Here is a 16,852-nt window from a genome sequence, read left to right as displayed (position 1 = left end):
AAGTGACTACTACATATGGATTCTAGCTACAAAAAACTTATGGCCAAACACATAGATGCTTTTGTGAGCTTCACTTCTGATATGTTGTCGATTTGTAACAGCAAAACGCTATCTGGCGCTGTTTATGACTCCGAGCAGACTTTTCTGATCAACCGAGATACCTTGATCTGTTATAAAAGCGAGCAATAATTCTTAGTTTTAATGATATTAATCAATAAAAATTTCCCTCAGAGACACTATACTAAGGCTGTTATCTATACGTCATATTCTTTTATTTAAGGAAACAATCGTGCTTAAACAACTAGACCACGCCATAAAAGATGCAGCAGAAGCGCTAGAAAAACTCACAGACAATATAGAAGATGGTGCAGAACACTTTAGCGAACAAAGCCAGCATTTATGGCAGCGCTCTAAAAAACAATTAAAACAACTAAAAGCACGTTTAGCTGAAGCTAACCAACACTTAGAAAGCAACAGTGATGAAGCCCAGCTACAAGCTCACCTAGCGGCTATGGATGCCGGTGATCACTGGCATGATCTACAGCAGCACCTCTCTGGTTTTACCGAATCGGTAAAACATAAATCACAGCCAGTACTTGATCGCTCAGCCTTACAGACTCATTTAGCAAAAATGGAAGCTAGGGATTTCATGGCGAAGGCTAGCCAGAAAATTATTGAGCAATATCAACACTCAAGAGAAAAAGCTGCAGAGCAAGCGCTAAAAACTGCACAGAAAATTCAATTACAGTGTGAAAGCTTATTAGACAAAAGAAACTAATTCATCGCAAGCATAACGGCAGTGGCCAGGCTGCCGCCACTAAATATGCCTAGTCTATAGATAAATGATTTGCGCTTGATCGGCATCGCAGCCCAACTAGGGCAATCATTGCTAACAACAAGAGCGACAAGCTACTAGGCTCCGCTACAACCGCAGCAGGCTGCACAACAAAAGGGATAGTCGAAAAGGGGGTATCTGGGACTATACCGTCATTATGTTGCGAACCACTGCCGCCCTGCGACAACCAATGATTGGTATCATTAATCAAACCTAGGTAATCGCTAAAACTCGACTCACCTGCCCTAATACCGGCATAGGCAAAAACATCATCATCTTGACTCGCTGTGCCATGGAAATCGATAGCGTTTAGCCCCACCGTTAAACCCGTACCCGACAAAGAGCCAAAACCTGCAGCACCATCACTAGAAAAAGCTGTCAAAAAATGGCTAGGGGCAGCCAAAGTGCCCAGTAATGCAAAGAGCCCTTCATTGGAAGCATTAAGCGCAACACGGCCACTAACACTACCGCTGCTTGCTGCCACATCAGTGGCTGAGTGGCTGTCGGTAATCGCCACTATAGTACCCGCCGCCAAACCGCTACTGGTAGTCCAGCTCAATTCGCTTTCGCCACTAGTAAAAGCCGTACCACTCCACTCATTATCGGTAAATACTATGCTCTCACCAGCGTTAATATCTGTTAACGCCACAAAAGAAAAAGCATCACGGCTATCGGCATTCCAGCCGGTAAAAGCAATATCTCCAGGCCCTAGCAAGGAGCCCTGCGCAGCATTAAAACCCAATAAATATATTAATAGAAAAACAATTTTATATAACGATTCCATTCTTAATCTCCTACGTCATCCTAGGTAGTAAAAAAAACATCCTTGTGTAATACATTCCATATAAAAAACAGTTAATCGCCAGCTACGCTAGCAACTATAAAAATTAAACAGGAGAAAAAATAAAAACGATAAGAGCACATCCTTATGCCTGTTTAGAACACTAATACATCAGGCGGCTAAATATTTCACAACATTTTTTACAGTGCCACCCATTCAAGTTAATCCATTAAACTTGACGGAAATTAGCCTAACCAAGAAAACTACTAGAAACACGTAAATAATTCACAAAAAACCAACTTATAGGCAACTATTTTGCAATAAAAACGATCTCAAATATTACCATAACAATTATTACAGCTATCAATTACCAGAATCACGACGCTTAAAACACAATTCCAGAAGCATAATAACGCTTAACATAAGAACATCTTCCACACGACATCCCAATCAAAATTTATATAATTTTGTTGATTTAACCAGTTTTTAGATAAGGCGCCTTCCTTCCTATCAAGACACCCATAATTATCTTCTTATCAAGACACCCATAACAAGGATTGACGCCCTTCTATAACTTTCTTATCAAGACAGCCATAACAAGGGTTGACACAAAGCCAACTAGCTGTATATTTAAACAGTACACTAATAGTTAACCAAGGAGCGGTTATCATGCCCAAACCTAGAAAGGAATTAGTCTCACTAGACGTTACCCCCTATTACCACTGTACCTCGCGCTGTGTGCGGCGCGCATTTTTGTGCGGCATCGATACTTTTACCGGCAAATGCTACGAACACCGCCGCCAATGGGTGGAAGATCGCATCTTATTGTTAGCCTCCGTCTTTACTATTGATGTCTGTGCCTATACTGTTATGAGTAACCACCATCATGTGGTGCTACATATCAATAAACAACAGTCTCAACAGCTTAGCGACGAAGCTATATGCCAACGCTGGCATCAATTATACCAAGGCACCCTGCTCACCCAGCGTTATGCTAAAGGCGATAGGCTGAATAATGCTGAGCTGGCCGCCGTTAACACCAAGTTACAGCTATGGCGCGAGCAGCTCTGCGATATCAGCTGGTTTATGCGGGCATTAAACGAACCTATTGCTAGGCAAGCTAATACGGAAGATAAATGCACTGGCAGATTTTGGGAATCACGTTTTAAATCACAGGCTTTATTGGACGATAAAGCCCTGCTCTCCTGCATGGCCTATGTAGACCTCAACCCCATTAGAGCCAAGCTGGCTAAAACACCTGAGTATTCGCCGCACACCTCAATTAAAAAGCGCATAAACGCAATAAAACAACAACAGTGCCAACCCAAAGCCTTGGCTAGATTTATAGGCAACCCCAGAGAACCTATGCCACAAGGCATTCCTTTTCACCTAAAGGACTATATAGAGCTGGTCGACTGGACCGGTCGTGATATACGTAACGACAAACGCGGGGCTATCAACCAACAGTTACCACCTATACTTGAGCGTTTCGCGATAGAACCACAACAATGGCTAACGCTAAGCACCCAATTTGAAAGCCGGTTTAAAAGTTTGGTGGGGGCGAAACAAAAACTGAAAGAAATGGCGAAAGTGCTGGGCTATCAACGTACGCCTGGCCTGGCTAACTGTGCTGTCTTGTTTTAACTAAAACCTAATCTCAAATGATATATGCCGGAGCGGTAGGTTTAGTTTTGCCTGAACAATCGTAGAAAACTTAAATCTCGTGAATTTCAAGAATCTAATAAAACAACTTTAGGCATCTTTGGCCTTTATTGACCAAAAATACGTATTACTTTAACTTTTTAAAGTGGATGTCTTATTAGGGACCCCCTGAACAATCGTAGAAAACTTAAATCTCGTGAATTTCAAGAATCTAATAAAACAACTTTAGGTATCTTTGGCCTTTATTGACCAAAAATACGTATTACTTTAACTTTTTAAAGTGGATGTCTTATTAGGGCTTTGTCTTATTAGCGTTCTTCTTATTAGCGTTCTTTAGCGTTCTTATTAGCGGTTAGGGCTAAGGCTAAAGTGGATATCTTCTTAGGGCTTGCGGTTTATTAGCGATTATCAGCGTTATTTGTATTTTCTAGCGTCCCTAACCACATAAGATTTATCTTGGTTGCGCTTTATTTCAAATAAATCAATGGCCTTAAACAAGCTGCTAAGATTTTTAAAACCATAATTCCTACAATCAAAGGAGGTTCTATTGGATATGTTTGCACCAACGGGGCCAAGAGCTGCCCAACCGTCATCATCTTCAGTTGCTTCAATTGTCTGACGTAATAAGCCAATCAACTTAGTATCGGACTTTATATTTTTAGGTTTAGAGATATCTTCTGTTGCTGCAGTTTCAGGCTGATCTAAAAACAAAAACTTTGAGCATGCATTGACAAAAGGCGCCGGTGTTTTACGCTCACCAAATCCAAGTACGACCTTGCCTTCAGCTAAGGCTCTAGTCACCATCGGCGTAAAATCACAATCGGATGTAATAAAGCACATAACATCGATATCTTTCGTATACATAACATCCATAGCATCTATAACTAGAGCTATATCCGAGGCATTTTTCCCCTTAATCAAATCGTACTGCTGTACAGGCTGGATAGCATGCTCATGCAACAGGTCTTCCTAGGCTTTAAGTGTTGGTGACTTCCAGTTGCCATAAGCTTTTCTGATAGTCACTACCCCATATTTTGCAACCTCGCTTAAAACAACTTCGAATTTGCTGGCTGGTGCGTTATCCGCATCTATAAACAAGGCTATCTTTTGCTTTATCTCACTCATCTTAAATCCATAATCTCATAATAGTTAGTATTCCATACACCCAATTAGGTCACACTCAAACGCAGCCACAACCCTATTACCGCTCAATATTTTCTATGTAAAACCCCGTTTATAACCACTTATACGTTATATTAAAGTCATACCTATTGAAGCAATAACACCCAAACAACGCCAGCCTACCCAAACAACTTCCTCAACACCCTAACCTCAACCTGCAATTGCCGCTGTAATAAAACCGTATTATCACTACCTTGAGGCTCATAAGCCAAGGCCACATACAACCGGGTTGCCGATAAAAAGTGCTGTTTAACTTTTGCATTTTCTATATTTTCACCTGACTCCACCCGCCTAGCAAAGTCTATAGGCCCTTCGTTATCCGCCCGCTGTAAATAGTACTTAGCCATTAAAGCGCAAAGTTTTTGGTACTCCCTATCATGCGGCTTTATTTGTTGTTGGCGACGATGTGTATACAGTTGCCATAACATCCACAATAGTACGGGAGAGATAACGATGGCCAGCAAGCTGATAATGCGAGTAAAGCTAATAGCTCCCAACCAACGATTGATAAACGACCATTGTTTTTCGCCTTTGTATTGCAGCACCCAATTGGCCCAATGGTAATCTAAGGCATCTAAACGCAAGCGCAGTTTGTTTAGCAGCGCTATGTGCTTAAATTTAAGTGCCGATAGTTTTGCTTGGTCAAAAAAATCGCTTTGGGTAGCAGGTAAATCTTGTACGCTGCTTGCTATTCTATCGGGGGCTACTTGCAGAGTGGGATCGTAGCGCTGCCAACCTTTTTGCGGCAGCCATACTTCTGCCCAGGCGTGAGCATCAAATTGATGCACCAACACACTACCGGTTAAGGGATTAAGTTCGCCGCCTTGGTAACCGCCTATAACTCTTGCCGGAATACCCGCGGCGCGCATTAAAAAAGCAAAGCTGCTGGCATAGTGGCCGCAAAAACCGATACGGCTATCAAATAAAAACTCATCGATATTATTGGCCCCTAACAGCGGCGATTTTAAAGAATAGATAAAGTTTTGTTCTGCATAATAATTGAGAACAGCCTGTATATAAGCCGCGTCATTCTCGCTAGCGGCATACAATTTCTGAGCAAACTGACGCGCCCTTACGTTGTTATTGCCATTGAGTAGGGTTTCTTTGCGGTATTGCGCAGCGCTTAAGTGGCTACCCATAACGGCATGGCTATGGCTTTGCACTTGGTAGGCCATGCGCTCATAAATATCGTCTTGCGCTTGCAAGCGGTAATCGCTGGTGGCCAATATTTTGGGGGTATCACTAGAGGCCACCGCGATGGCGTATAGCCAAGGCCGGTAACTGGGCTCTTGTATAATCGTATAGCGATAGTTATTAGTGTCACTGGCTTCGGAAGTAGAAGCGGGAAACTCTAGTGTATTGTGACCATTAGCTTTTTTGTTAAACGTGCCTAAATGCCAAGCGCGACCATCAAAATAAGACAATACTACCCCACGCCAATACAGGGCCGAGCGTGGCGGTAACTCGCCGGTAAAATTGGCGCGAAAAGCCAGTGAGCTATCTTTGCTGAGCTGACTAATATAGCCGGGGGATAACACATCCCCTACCCCAGTTTTGGCATGATGGCTGGGTAATTTAATCTGCCAAAAAGGATCTAAGCGTGGGAATAATAAAAAAAACAACAGCGTTAACGGTAAAGCTTGAGCAAAAATAACGGCCGTTTTTTTCAAAGGCATAAAGCCCCGACTAGGTAAATCAACCAACTGCAAGCTGAGTAAGGCGGTACTTAGTAATAGTAAACTCGCCAATACATATAGCGAAACCCACAACCCTTGGTCGAATAAAAATACGGTTGCCAAAGTAAAGTAGCCGATAAAAATAAAACGCACGCAGTCGCGTAAGCTATAACTTTCTAACAATTTAAACGCAAAGCCCGCCAGCAATAGCGACACCATAGGCTCTAAGCCTAAAAAACGGCCATAGCTACTATAAATACCCGCAAACACCGCGAGAAGAAAAAAGGCTTTTACAAACATTTTCGGTGCCGACCAAGCGCCGCTATACACTTTATAACGCCACAACACACACAGGCCGTAGGCGCACAATAGCCACAGCGGTATACGGCTAAGATGGGGCAGCAACACGAGTAATTGTGCCACCAGCATCCACAGCATGGCATTGCGGGGTAACTGCCAATCGGTATTCTTCATCAGCCCCCACTCGCCGGATACAAGGCTAAGGCGCGCAACAACTGCTGCTTAAAAGCCTCGCCTGAGCCCGGCCCATATTGGGTATTAGGCAACAGCAAACTATACACGCAGGCTTGCTGGCTAAACTGCAGCACCCAGTAGCACATGGCACTTAGCCGCTGCTCGCTAGTGCCACTAAAAGTAGCCCAGTCGATAACATAAGCTTGACTGCTCTGCGCGGCGAATTCCTTGGTTTGCAGCGGCTGGCCTTTGGCAAAACTTTGCCAGTGCACATGCTTTAGCGAATGGCCGGGTTGGTAACTTTGAAAACCATAAAAATCATCACTGCCGGGTACGTTAATGGCTTCACCTTCGCCATCATTGTCGCTGAGGGTAGCGCCTAGAGGGCTAGCTAGCGGCGCAGGATAGATTAAGGCCTGTACCTCTACCGCCAGCCATGACCAGCTGCGAAATAATCCTAAGGGATAATAACTCTCTATTAATAAGCGTGGTGGTTTTAACCAACCACGTTTATCCGCCGTTACGTGTAGTGTGATATTTTGCTCTGCACCCTTTGCTAGGGAATCCCCTTCTCCGGGTTCCACACTCACTACAGCCACGCTTTGTTGCCACTGGCAACGCACTGCAAAGCAGCTACTTGCATCGCTGCTAAACAGTAGCTGTATGGGAACGCTATCACCGACAAACGTATTGGCCGCCTGCTGGTAGCTAACGCGCAGCCCCGACAAATTCATATAGCAATGAAATAAGCTTACGATTAACAGGCCAAATAACATAAACAACAACGCAAACACCATGTTGTTTTGATAGTTAACCGCCACCACAAACAGCAGTAATAACAGCGCACAAAAACCATAACCGGCAGGGGAAAGAAAAATAAAAATAGTGCGCCGATTTAACATATGCTCTCGGCTAGGGGGGAGCCGTTTATCTAGCCAGCGCTGAAAACGTTGCCGCAATGATTGCTGTAGTGATTGCAGTGGCGCTTGCAACATATGATAACTCTATGGGTATAGGCTTAGGCGTTAAGTACGGCTACCTCGGCTAACATACGCTGCGATAAACCAGCGGTGTCGCCACGATATTCTGCCGCATGCTGTAGGCGATGCTCGACCACGGCGGGTAAAACCACTTGTATATCCTCGGGTACCACATGGCCGCGGCCCTGCATTAAGGCCCAAGCCTTAGCGCAGCGCAACAAGGCTATAGCCCCACGCGGTGACAGGCCACAGGCTATCTCATTATGTTTACGGCTAAAGGCAATTAAGCGCTGCAGATAATCCATTAAGTCTTCTGAGCAATGTATGTCTTTAACGGCGGCTTGCAGTGCAAATAATTGCTCTTTACTGACACAGGTTTTTAGCAACGGTAATTTTTGGCGGCTGTCATCACCCAATAATAATTTACGTTCGGCATCACGGCTGGGATAACCCAAGCTAATGCGCATTAAAAATCTATCAAGTTGTGATTCGGGTAAGGGGTAAGTGCCGGCTTGGCTGCTAGGGTTTTGAGTGGCGATAACAAAAAAAGGCGTAGGGAGATCACGGGTTTTACCTTCTATACTCACCTGCCCTTCTTCCATAGCCTCTAGCAAAGCGCTTTGGGTTTTGGGTGTGCTGCGGTTAATTTCATCGGCCAGTAATAGCTGCGAAAAAATCGGCCCGGGCATAAAGCGGAAGCTGGAATCTTGCCTATTAAAAATCGACACACCCAAGACATCGGCAGGTAGTAAATCGCTGGTGAATTGCACCCGTTGGTAATCTAAACCTAAGACACGGGCTAAGGCATTAGAGAGTATGGTTTTACCCATGCCGGGCAAGTCTTCTATCAGCAAATGCCCTTGTGCAATCAAGCAGCATAGCGCTAAGCGCACTTGCTGCTCTTTACCCAATAACACAGTGCCTACTTCGGCAACTGCCTGGTCTACCAGCTTATGCATAGTAACGCCTTATTATTGTACCCGGCTTTTAAAACGGCTGACGTTATAGCGCGGCTAAACCTCTAGCCATATCCGCTTTCAAATCTTTAATATCTTCAAGGCCTACTGCCAGCCGTATTAGGTTTTCACCAATACCCGCCTCTGTCCTTTGCTGGTCAGTTAAACGGCCATGGGTAGTGGTAGCGGGATGAACGATAGTGGTTTTTACATCACCTAAGTTTGCGGTTAACGAACAAATAGCGGTGGCATCAATAAAGCGCCAGGCCTCTGCCCGCTGGCCGCTCACAGCAAAAGACAACACCCCGCCAAAAGCGCGCTGCTGTTTCGCCGCCAAAGCATGTTGCGGATGCGTAGGTAAACCCGCGTAAAAAACTTTCTCTATGCCGGGCTGTTGCTCTAACCACAACGCCAGCTCTAGGGCGTTGGCACTGTGGGCATCCATACGCAGGCGCAGGGTTTCTAAACCTTTTAAAAATATCCAAGCATTAAAGGGGCTCATAGTGGGGCCACAGGAACGCAAGAAACCAATGATTTCCGTAATCACCGCTTTTTCACCCACCACTACACCACCCATGCAACGGCCTTGGCCATCTAGGTATTTGGTAGCGGAGTGTATGATTAAATCGGCACCAAACTCTAAAGGTTTTTGTAAGGCAGGCGTGCAAAAACAATTATCCACCGCCAGCAAACAATCATGCTGTTTAGCCAAATTAGCCAAGGCGGTAATATCAGCGATTTCTGCCAGCGGATTAGACGGCGTTTCAACAAACAATAAACGGGTATTGGGCTGTATCGCGGCCTGCCAATCGGCTACGTTTAGCGGCGACACAAATGTTACCTCCACCCCAAACTTAGCCAAGTAACGAGTAAATAAAGCCGTAGTGGTACCGAAGATGCTGCGCGATGACAACACGTGATCGCCAGACCTAAGTAAGGCCATGCAGGTACTTAAAATCGCCGCCATACCGGATGAGGTAGCTACTGCAGCCTCGCCCCCTTCCATGGCCGCGATGCGCTTTTCAAAGGTACGCACGGTAGGGTTGGTATAACGCGAGTAGACATTGCCTTCTTCTTCCCCTGAGAATCGCGCCGCTGCATGGGCGGCCGAGTCAAAGACATAGCTAGATGTAGTGACTATAGACTCGCAGTGTTCGCCTTCGGCGCTGCGCGACTGCCCTGCACGTATAGCTAAGGTATCCAGCTCTGCCTCTAATAAGGCCTGTTGTAATTTTTGTTCCCTGTCTGACATACCTTAACCTTGCTCTATAGCTAGGACTAAATAACCCAGCGCTTAATGTGCGGCCTCGTCATTATGCAGGCCTATAATTTCATCCGACAAAGCCGTTTGCGGCGCTTTTTTAGACGCATCACTTCTGGCCGCCTCAAGAGCACCTAAGTAATTGTCATCGACATCGCCGGTGATATATTCACCGTTGAAGACCGAACAATCAAATTGTTCTATCGCAGGATTACCTTCGGCACAGCTCTCTATCAAGTCGCCTAAATCTTGATACAGCAACCAGTCGGCCCCTATTTTCTCGCACACTTCTTCGGTGCTGCGGCCGTGAGCAATTAGCTCATGGACAGAAGGCATATCAATGCCGTACACATTGGGATAACGTACCGCCGGTGCTGCCGAGGCAAAATACACTTTTGCCGCGCCGGCATCCCTAGCCATTTGAATAATTTGTTGGCAGGTAGTGCCGCGGACGATGGAGTCATCTACCAGCATTACGTTTTTATCTTTAAACTCTAGCTCTATGGCATTGAGTTTTTGGCGCACCGATTTTTTACGCTGGCTTTGGCCAGGCATAATAAAGGTGCGGCCTATGTAACGGTTTTTCACCAAACCTTCACGAAATTTAACCCCTAAGACACTAGCCATAGCTTGGGCAGCTATACGGCTGGAATCGGGTATGGGAATAATGACGTCTATATCGTGATTGGGGCGTTCGCGCTTAACTTTCTCGGCTAATTTATCGCCCTGGCGCAGACGTGATTTATACACCGACACACCATCCATAATAGAATCGGGCCTGGCGAAATACACATGTTCAAAAATACAAGGGGTTAGTTTCGGATTATCCACACATTGCTGGGTATGCACCTCACCCTCAGTGGTGATAAAAATAGCTTCACCGGCTGCAATATCACGCGTCAGGTCAAAACCGATTACATCTAGCGCCACACTCTCAGAGGCCACCATATATTCTGTACCGGCTTCGGTCTCGCGCTCGCCAAACACTATAGGGCGTATGCCGTGTGGATCTCTAAAGGCGACTAAACCATAGTTCGCAACCATAGCGATAACTGCATAGCCACCTTTACAGCGTCGGTGCACACCTTTAACAGCGGTAAAAATATCGTCGGCCGAGGGCGTGAGCTTGCCTAGTTTTTGCAGCTCATGGGCAAAAATATTCAGCAACACTTCAGAGTCAGAATCAGTATTTAAGTGGCGTAAATCTTCTTGATAAATGGCCTTGGCTAACTCGGCGGTATTGGTAAGGTTACCATTGTGCGCCAAGCTAATACCGTAAGGCGAATTAACATAAAAAGGCTGTGCCAATGCCGGACTGGAGCTGCCTGCGGTAGGGTAGCGGACATGACCTACCCCCATATTACCTTGCAAGTGTTTCATGTGGCGCAAGTGAAACACATCTTTTACCAATCCATTGGCCTTACGCTGATTAAGACGACCACCTTCGCAGGTAACAATACCCGCTGCATCTTGACCGCGATGTTGTAGAACCGTTAACGCGTCATATAACGCTTGGTTTACATTGGACTTTGCGACTATACCGGCTATGCCACACATTGCCCTGACTCCAGATAATTAAATTGTGTAAATTGACATCCTGAACGACTCACTCCATATCCTTGCGGAGCAATTTTAAAATAGCGCTACAGCAAACCTGATAACCAGCCAGTCAGTTGCGCAAAGGTATCACGCGACCAGGTTTCCATTAATAAAAATTGTGGAATCAGTAGCGACTCGTTCCACCAAACATCTTGCTTTACGGGTACCAACATAGGGGTAAAAATAAGTATGGCCATCACGATGATCACGCCTCTGGCCAAACCAAACACGACCCCTAAGGCTCTGTCGGTACCAGATAAGCCAGTCATTTTCACCAACTCAGAAAAAAGGTAATTAACCATAGAGCCGACGATCAGCGTTACCCCAAACAACAGCCCAAAAGACACTAAATAACGTATGGAGGCCGAGGCTATACTGCCCTGTAACAATACCGCTAATTGCTCGTGAAAAGTCACCGCCACAAAAAAAGCCAAAGCCCATATACCCAGGGATATAGCCTCTTTAAAAAAACCGCGCTTAATGCTTATTAGGCAGGATACTCCAATAATGCCCACTAATATCCAGTCGGCCCAATTCATCATAGCGTCGCTCATTATAAATAATCCCTAAACATCAGTCGCCTATTATCTTGGTGAAAACTGCACTAATAGGGATTTCACCTTAAATTCTTTATCGATAGCAGGTTTGATTTTCTCCAGCACCGACTTATCTAACTTCGGGCCCACATACACACGCACCCTATCGCCTTTGCTGGTTTTAACCGTTTGCATATCCACTTTATAACCCTTGGCTAACAGCGCCTGCTTAAGCTTATCGGCTTTCTCTTGCTGGCTAAAACTGGCCAGCTGTAAAGTCCAATACACCGGTAAGCCTTGCTCACTAAACGCCGGCTTTTGTGGCAGGTTATTAACTGTGTTGGCAGCAGGCTGCGGCTCAGGGCTAGATTTACTCTCAGCTTTAGCCGGTTCAGGCTCTAAGCTATCGTCTGCAGCCTCGGGCTGATAGCGCATCACTTCGCTAACATTAACCGGCTTAACAGGCTTTTTAATCTCGTATTTTTCAAAGGCGGGGATGGCAGGTATTTGACTGCGCCTATCCAATACTGGATTAACGCTTTTAGAAAATAGCACAGGCCATAAAATAGCGGCCACGCAGATCAACACAAACGCACCGACTAAACGTTGACGTACACCTGACTGCATTAAGCCTCTCCCCTGCGATTGTCTGTTAGCTGCGAATCATCTATTAATTTAACTATCTCAGCAACCGTGAAGAACGAACCAAACACGATCAAACGGTCTTCTGCTGCCATCAGTGCCAGCGCTGTTTGCAAGGCCTCGCTCATCGTTGCCGATTGCTGCACCGGACCGCAACCCACCGCAGCTATGCGCGCAGCTAAAGCCTGGGCCTTTAACGCACGTGGATTCGCCTGTAAATCAGCCACAAACCAAGAGGCAAAGCTGTTAGCCAGCGGCGCTAAAATAGCGTCTATGTCTTTATCTGCCATCATCGCCACTAAAGCGTAATTGTTACCCTGAGCAGGCTCTTGCGCCAAGCGCTGCGCTAAATGTGCGGCAGCAGCGGGATTGTGCGCCACATCTAACACCAATTCTTTGCCTTGATAGCTGCAGCGTTGAAAGCGACCGGCCAGTTGCAGCTGCGCCAAGCCTTGGTAAAACGCAGCAGCGGCAGGCAGCCCCAGTAATTGGCAAGCCTGTATCGCCACTACCACACTATCAAAAGGTAAATGACAAAGGGGTAAACCGTTAATATGCGGCCTATCAGATGGCTGCGTACCTATCCCCTGCCAATCAAAATACTGCCCCTGTACAGATACCGTAAAATCTTTATCGCGCTGATAAAAAATAGCGCCTAATTCTTGCGCTACCGCCTGCACCGAAGCTGGCGGTTGCGGGTCGCCACATAAAGCAATTTTGCCTGCGCGGAATATGCCTGCTTTTTCACGGCCTATCACTTCTTTGTTGCTACCCAACCAATCGACATGATCTATAGCAATATTGGTGACTATGGCAATATCAGCATCAACGATATTGCTAGCATCTAAGCGGCCACCTAGGCCCACTTCCATAATCACTACATCTAATTGCTGAGTGGAAAATAGATCCAGCCCCGCCAAGGTGCCGTATTCAAAATAGGTTAGCGAAATTTCGCCGCGCAGTTGATCGACTTTTTCAAAGCTTTGCATTAAAGCCTGATTATCTATCTCTTGGCCATTCACCTTTATGCGTTCGTTATAACGTATAAAATGTGGTGAGGTATAACAGCCAACACTGAAACCGGCCTTCAGCAGTAAATGCTCTAACGCCGCCACACAGGAGCCTTTGCCATTAGTGCCGGCAACGGTAATAATTTTTGTTTTGCTGAAGTCGGTTTGTAAGCGTTGAAACACTTGGCCCATACGCTCTAGGCCAAGTTCAATTTCGGAGGGGTGACAGGACTCTATCCACGATAGCCAGCCCTGCAAGGTATCAAAACGCATTAGTGTTTGTTACGCCAAGCATTAATGTAAGTTTTGATGAGTCATTTTGGCTAATAAATTAGCCAGCTCATCACGCATGTTTTTGCGTTCAACTATCATATCGATAGCACCGTGTTCTAATAAAAACTCACTGCGCTGGAAGCCCTCAGGTAGTTTTTGCCTAATGGTTTGTTCGATAATTTGCGGGCCAGCAAATCCGGCACGAGCATCGGGTTCGGCAACATTCACATCACCTAACAAGGCCAAGCTAGCGGAAACGCCACCGTATATAGGATCAGTCATTACTGAGATATAAGGCACGCCTTGTTGACGCATGCGCTCAATAACAGCACTGGTTTTTGCCATTTGCATTAACGAGATCAAAGCCTCTTGCATACGCGCACCGCCAGAAGCAGAGAAACACACCAAAGGGATATTTTCTTTTAAGGCGATATTAGCAGCCTGGGTGAATTTCTCACCTACCGCTGAGCCCATAGAGCCACCGTGGAAGTTAAATTCAAACGCCACCGCCACTAAAGGCAGGCCTTTTAAGGTGCCTTGCATAGCAATTAACGCATCTTTTTCACCCGTGGCTTTTTGTGCCGCGATTAAGCGATCTTTATATTTCTTTTTGTCTTTAAACTTTAAACGATCTACTGGCTCTATGTGAGCCAACACTTCTACCGCATTAGCTTCATCTAAAAAACTAGCCAAGCGGCGACGCGCACCTATGCGCATATGATGTTCGCACTTGGGGCATACATCTAAGTTCTTTTCTAATTCGGGGCGATATAATACCGACTCACATTTAGGACATTTTTTCCAAAGCCCTTCGGGTACTGAGGTGCGTCGCTCATCGTCGTTTTTACGAACCATTGATGGAACAATTTTATCTAACCAACTCATAGTATGATCCACATTAAAAAATAAAAATTATTTAAACCGCATCTATAGCTAAGCGCATATCAGCAATAATTTGTGTCGCTGTATTTAATAGTGTTTGTTCGTCAGTGTTTTTCTGCACTTGTTGATGCACCGCATCTACCAAGGCACTGCCTACCACCACACCTTCGGCTAGCTTAGCAATCGCCGCGGCGGTATCGGCATCTTTAATACCAAAACCTACACCTATGGGCAGCGAAGTATGGGCCTTTATTTTCGTCAGTTTTCGCTCAACCATAGCGGTGTCCAAATGGCCTGCGCCAGTCACCCCTTTAAGGGAAACAAAATAAACAAAACCCGTGGCCAACGCGGCAATTTGCTTAATGCGCTGCTCATCGGTGGTCGGTGCAATTAAGAATATATGATCAATAGCGAATTTTTTTAGTTCGGTATTGAGTGGCGTAGCTTCTTCGGGCGGAATATCTACCGTCAACACCCCGTCAACACCTGCCTCATGGGCGGCGCTGGCAAAAGCTTGATAACCCATATGCTCTACTGGATTAGCATAGCCCATTAACACCACGGGGGTATCGTTATTGGTTTCTCTAAACGTTGTTACCATGGCCAATATGCCACGCAAACCCGTGTGACTTTCTAGGGCGCGCTCATGGGCCAACTGTATCACTGGGCCTTCGGCCATAGGATCAGAGAACGGCACGCCTATTTCTATAATATTCGCACCCTGCTCAACCAACTTATGCATTAAAGGCACAGTCAGTTCTTGGCTGGGGTCACCCGCAACAATATAGGGAATTAAGGCTTTGCGACCTTGTTGCTGTAGCTTTTCAAAACAGCCTGCAATACGACTCAACAGTTTATCCTCTGGTATTAAAATGAAATGCCGTCTAACTCTGCCACGGTGTGTATATCTTTATCACCACGGCCAGAAAGATTGACGATTATAGTTTGTTCGGGGCTAAGGGTCTTAACCAACTTCTCAGCATAGGCCAGCGCGTGACTGGACTCCAACGCCGGCATTATGCCCTCTATGCGCGTTAGATGATGGAAAGCCGCTAGGGCCTCGTCGTCATTAATAGTTACGTAGTTTACCCGTTCTATATCTTTTAACCACGAGTGCTCAGGGCCCACACCGGGATAATCTAAGCCGGCTGATATTGAATGGGTATGTAAAATCTGGCCATCTTCATCTTGCATTAAATAAGTGCGGTTACCGTGCAACACGCCGGGCTTACCCGTACTAAGCGGCGCTGCATGCTGGCCCGTTTCCACACCATGACCGCCAGCCTCTACCCCATACATGGCAACGCTAGCGTCGCTCAAAAAGGGGTGAAATAAACCGATGGCGTTAGAGCCACCGCCTACACAAGCTACCAGAGCATCGGGTAATTTACCGGTCATGGCTAACGATTGCTCACGCGCTTCACGGCCTATCACCGATTGAAAATCGCGTACTAATTTGGGGTAAGGATGAGGGCCAGCGGCAGAGCCTATAATATAAAAGGTATTGTCGACATTGGTGACCCAATCGCGCATGGCTTCGTTCATGGCATCTTTTAACGTTTTAGAGCCAGAAGTAACCGGCACCACCGTGGCGCCCAATAATTTCATGCGATAAACATTTAAGGCCTGCCTGCGTACATCTTCTTCACCCATATACACCACGCATTCCATGCCCAAACGCGCAGCGATGGTGGCTGAGGCAACGCCGTGCTGGCCGGCGCCGGTTTCAGCGATAATGCGGGTTTTACCGGAGTACTTGGCCAATAAGGCCTGGCCTACGGTGTTGTTTATTTTGTGTGCGCCGGTGTGGTTGAGATCTTCACGCTTTAAATAAATTTGTGCGCCACCCAATTCGCGACTCCAACGTTCGGCGTGATACAACGGCGAAGGTCGGCCTACATAGTGGGCTAAGTCTTTATCGAATTCTGCTTGGAAATCAGCATCTTTAGATAATTTTTCATAACTCTCGGTCAGCTCGGTTAACGCTGCCATTAGCGTTTCCGATACAAACTTGCCACCATAAATACCGAAGTGGCCATCGCTATCGGGCATCGCTTTATAATCAATAATCGCTTTATCACTACTCACAATACTTACTCACAC

Annotated in this window: 15 protein-coding genes and 1 pseudogene; 2 read left to right on the top strand and 14 right to left on the bottom strand. The window is 46.0% G+C overall.

Annotation, left to right across the window (positions count from 1 at the left end):
• Positions 1-289: 289 nt before the first annotated feature.
• Positions 290-778, top strand: a complete 489-nt coding sequence (locus B067_RS0109735; RefSeq protein ID WP_019529892.1) for a hypothetical protein — start codon at positions 290-292, stop codon at positions 776-778.
• A gap of 49 nt (positions 779-827) precedes the next feature.
• On the opposite strand, the gene B067_RS20095 is transcribed toward B067_RS0109735, so the two are convergent.
• Positions 828-1,619: a hypothetical protein gene (locus B067_RS20095; protein WP_019529891.1), complete on the bottom strand. Its 792-nt coding sequence runs from the start codon at positions 1,617-1,619 to the stop codon at positions 828-830.
• 666 nt (positions 1,620-2,285) lie between these two features.
• On the opposite strand from B067_RS20095, the gene B067_RS0109725 reads away from it, so the two are divergent.
• A complete protein-coding gene (locus tag B067_RS0109725; RefSeq protein ID WP_026244559.1) occupies positions 2,286-3,260 on the top strand; it encodes a hypothetical protein in 975 nt (324 codons plus the stop codon).
• A 432-nt stretch (positions 3,261-3,692) separates the two neighbouring features.
• Here the strand turns inward: B067_RS0109725 and B067_RS22130 are convergent, their stop codons facing one another.
• The 13 genes and pseudogenes from B067_RS22130 to trpB form a co-directional block, all read right to left on the bottom strand.
• Positions 3,693-3,989: an OST-HTH/LOTUS domain-containing protein gene (locus tag B067_RS22130; RefSeq protein ID WP_338031274.1), complete on the bottom strand. Its 297-nt coding sequence runs from the start codon at positions 3,987-3,989 to the stop codon at positions 3,693-3,695.
• Positions 3,990-4,403, bottom strand: a pseudogene (locus B067_RS22125) (NYN domain-containing protein); the annotation flags it as partial.
• A 176-nt stretch (positions 4,404-4,579) separates the two neighbouring features.
• Entirely contained in the window at positions 4,580-6,610 is a 2,031-nt protein-coding gene (locus tag B067_RS20085) for a transglutaminase TgpA family protein (RefSeq protein WP_019529887.1), read from the bottom strand.
• Positions 6,610-7,605 (bottom strand): DUF58 domain-containing protein, encoded by a 996-nt coding sequence (locus tag B067_RS0109710; RefSeq protein WP_019529886.1) that lies wholly within the window; start codon positions 7,603-7,605, stop codon positions 6,610-6,612. Before B067_RS0109710 ends, B067_RS20085 begins: the two co-directional genes overlap by 1 nt.
• Before the next feature lie 23 nt (positions 7,606-7,628).
• A complete protein-coding gene (locus B067_RS20080) occupies positions 7,629-8,549 on the bottom strand; it encodes an AAA family ATPase (RefSeq protein WP_019529885.1) in 921 nt (306 codons plus the stop codon).
• Between the two features lie 43 nt (positions 8,550-8,592).
• Positions 8,593-9,798, bottom strand: a complete 1,206-nt coding sequence (locus tag B067_RS0109700) for an O-succinylhomoserine sulfhydrylase (RefSeq protein WP_019529884.1) — start codon at positions 9,796-9,798, stop codon at positions 8,593-8,595.
• Between the two features lie 42 nt (positions 9,799-9,840).
• Positions 9,841-11,364: an amidophosphoribosyltransferase gene (gene purF, locus B067_RS0109695; RefSeq protein ID WP_019529883.1), complete on the bottom strand. Its 1,524-nt coding sequence runs from the start codon at positions 11,362-11,364 to the stop codon at positions 9,841-9,843.
• Positions 11,365-11,450: 86 nt separating this feature from the next.
• Entirely contained in the window at positions 11,451-11,960 is a 510-nt protein-coding gene (locus B067_RS0109690) for a CvpA family protein (RefSeq protein ID WP_019529882.1), read from the bottom strand.
• Positions 11,961-11,990: 30 nt separating this feature from the next.
• On the bottom strand, positions 11,991-12,569 hold the full coding sequence (locus B067_RS0109685; protein WP_019529881.1) for an SPOR domain-containing protein: 579 nt from the start codon (positions 12,567-12,569) through the stop codon (positions 11,991-11,993).
• Positions 12,569-13,867: a bifunctional tetrahydrofolate synthase/dihydrofolate synthase gene (gene folC, locus B067_RS20075; protein ID WP_019529880.1), complete on the bottom strand. Its 1,299-nt coding sequence runs from the start codon at positions 13,865-13,867 to the stop codon at positions 12,569-12,571. Before folC ends, B067_RS0109685 begins: the two co-directional genes overlap by 1 nt.
• Before the next feature lie 21 nt (positions 13,868-13,888).
• Complete coding sequence (gene accD / locus B067_RS0109675) at positions 13,889-14,752, bottom strand: acetyl-CoA carboxylase, carboxyltransferase subunit beta (protein ID WP_019529879.1); 864 nt, start codon at positions 14,750-14,752, stop codon at positions 13,889-13,891.
• 31 nt (positions 14,753-14,783) lie between these two features.
• A complete protein-coding gene (gene trpA / locus B067_RS0109670; protein ID WP_019529878.1) occupies positions 14,784-15,599 on the bottom strand; it encodes a tryptophan synthase subunit alpha in 816 nt (271 codons plus the stop codon).
• Between the two features lie 17 nt (positions 15,600-15,616).
• A complete protein-coding gene (gene trpB, locus B067_RS0109665) occupies positions 15,617-16,801 on the bottom strand; it encodes a tryptophan synthase subunit beta (protein ID WP_205619971.1) in 1,185 nt (394 codons plus the stop codon).
• Positions 16,802-16,852 lie beyond the last annotated feature (51 nt).

The sequence above is a fragment of the Dasania marina DSM 21967 genome (genome assembly GCF_000373485.1).
Taxonomy (GTDB): Bacteria; Pseudomonadota; Gammaproteobacteria; order Pseudomonadales; family Dasaniaceae; genus Dasania; species Dasania marina.
Note: the sequence above shows the minus strand (reverse complement) of the source record. Positions and strands in the feature narration are given on the sequence as shown.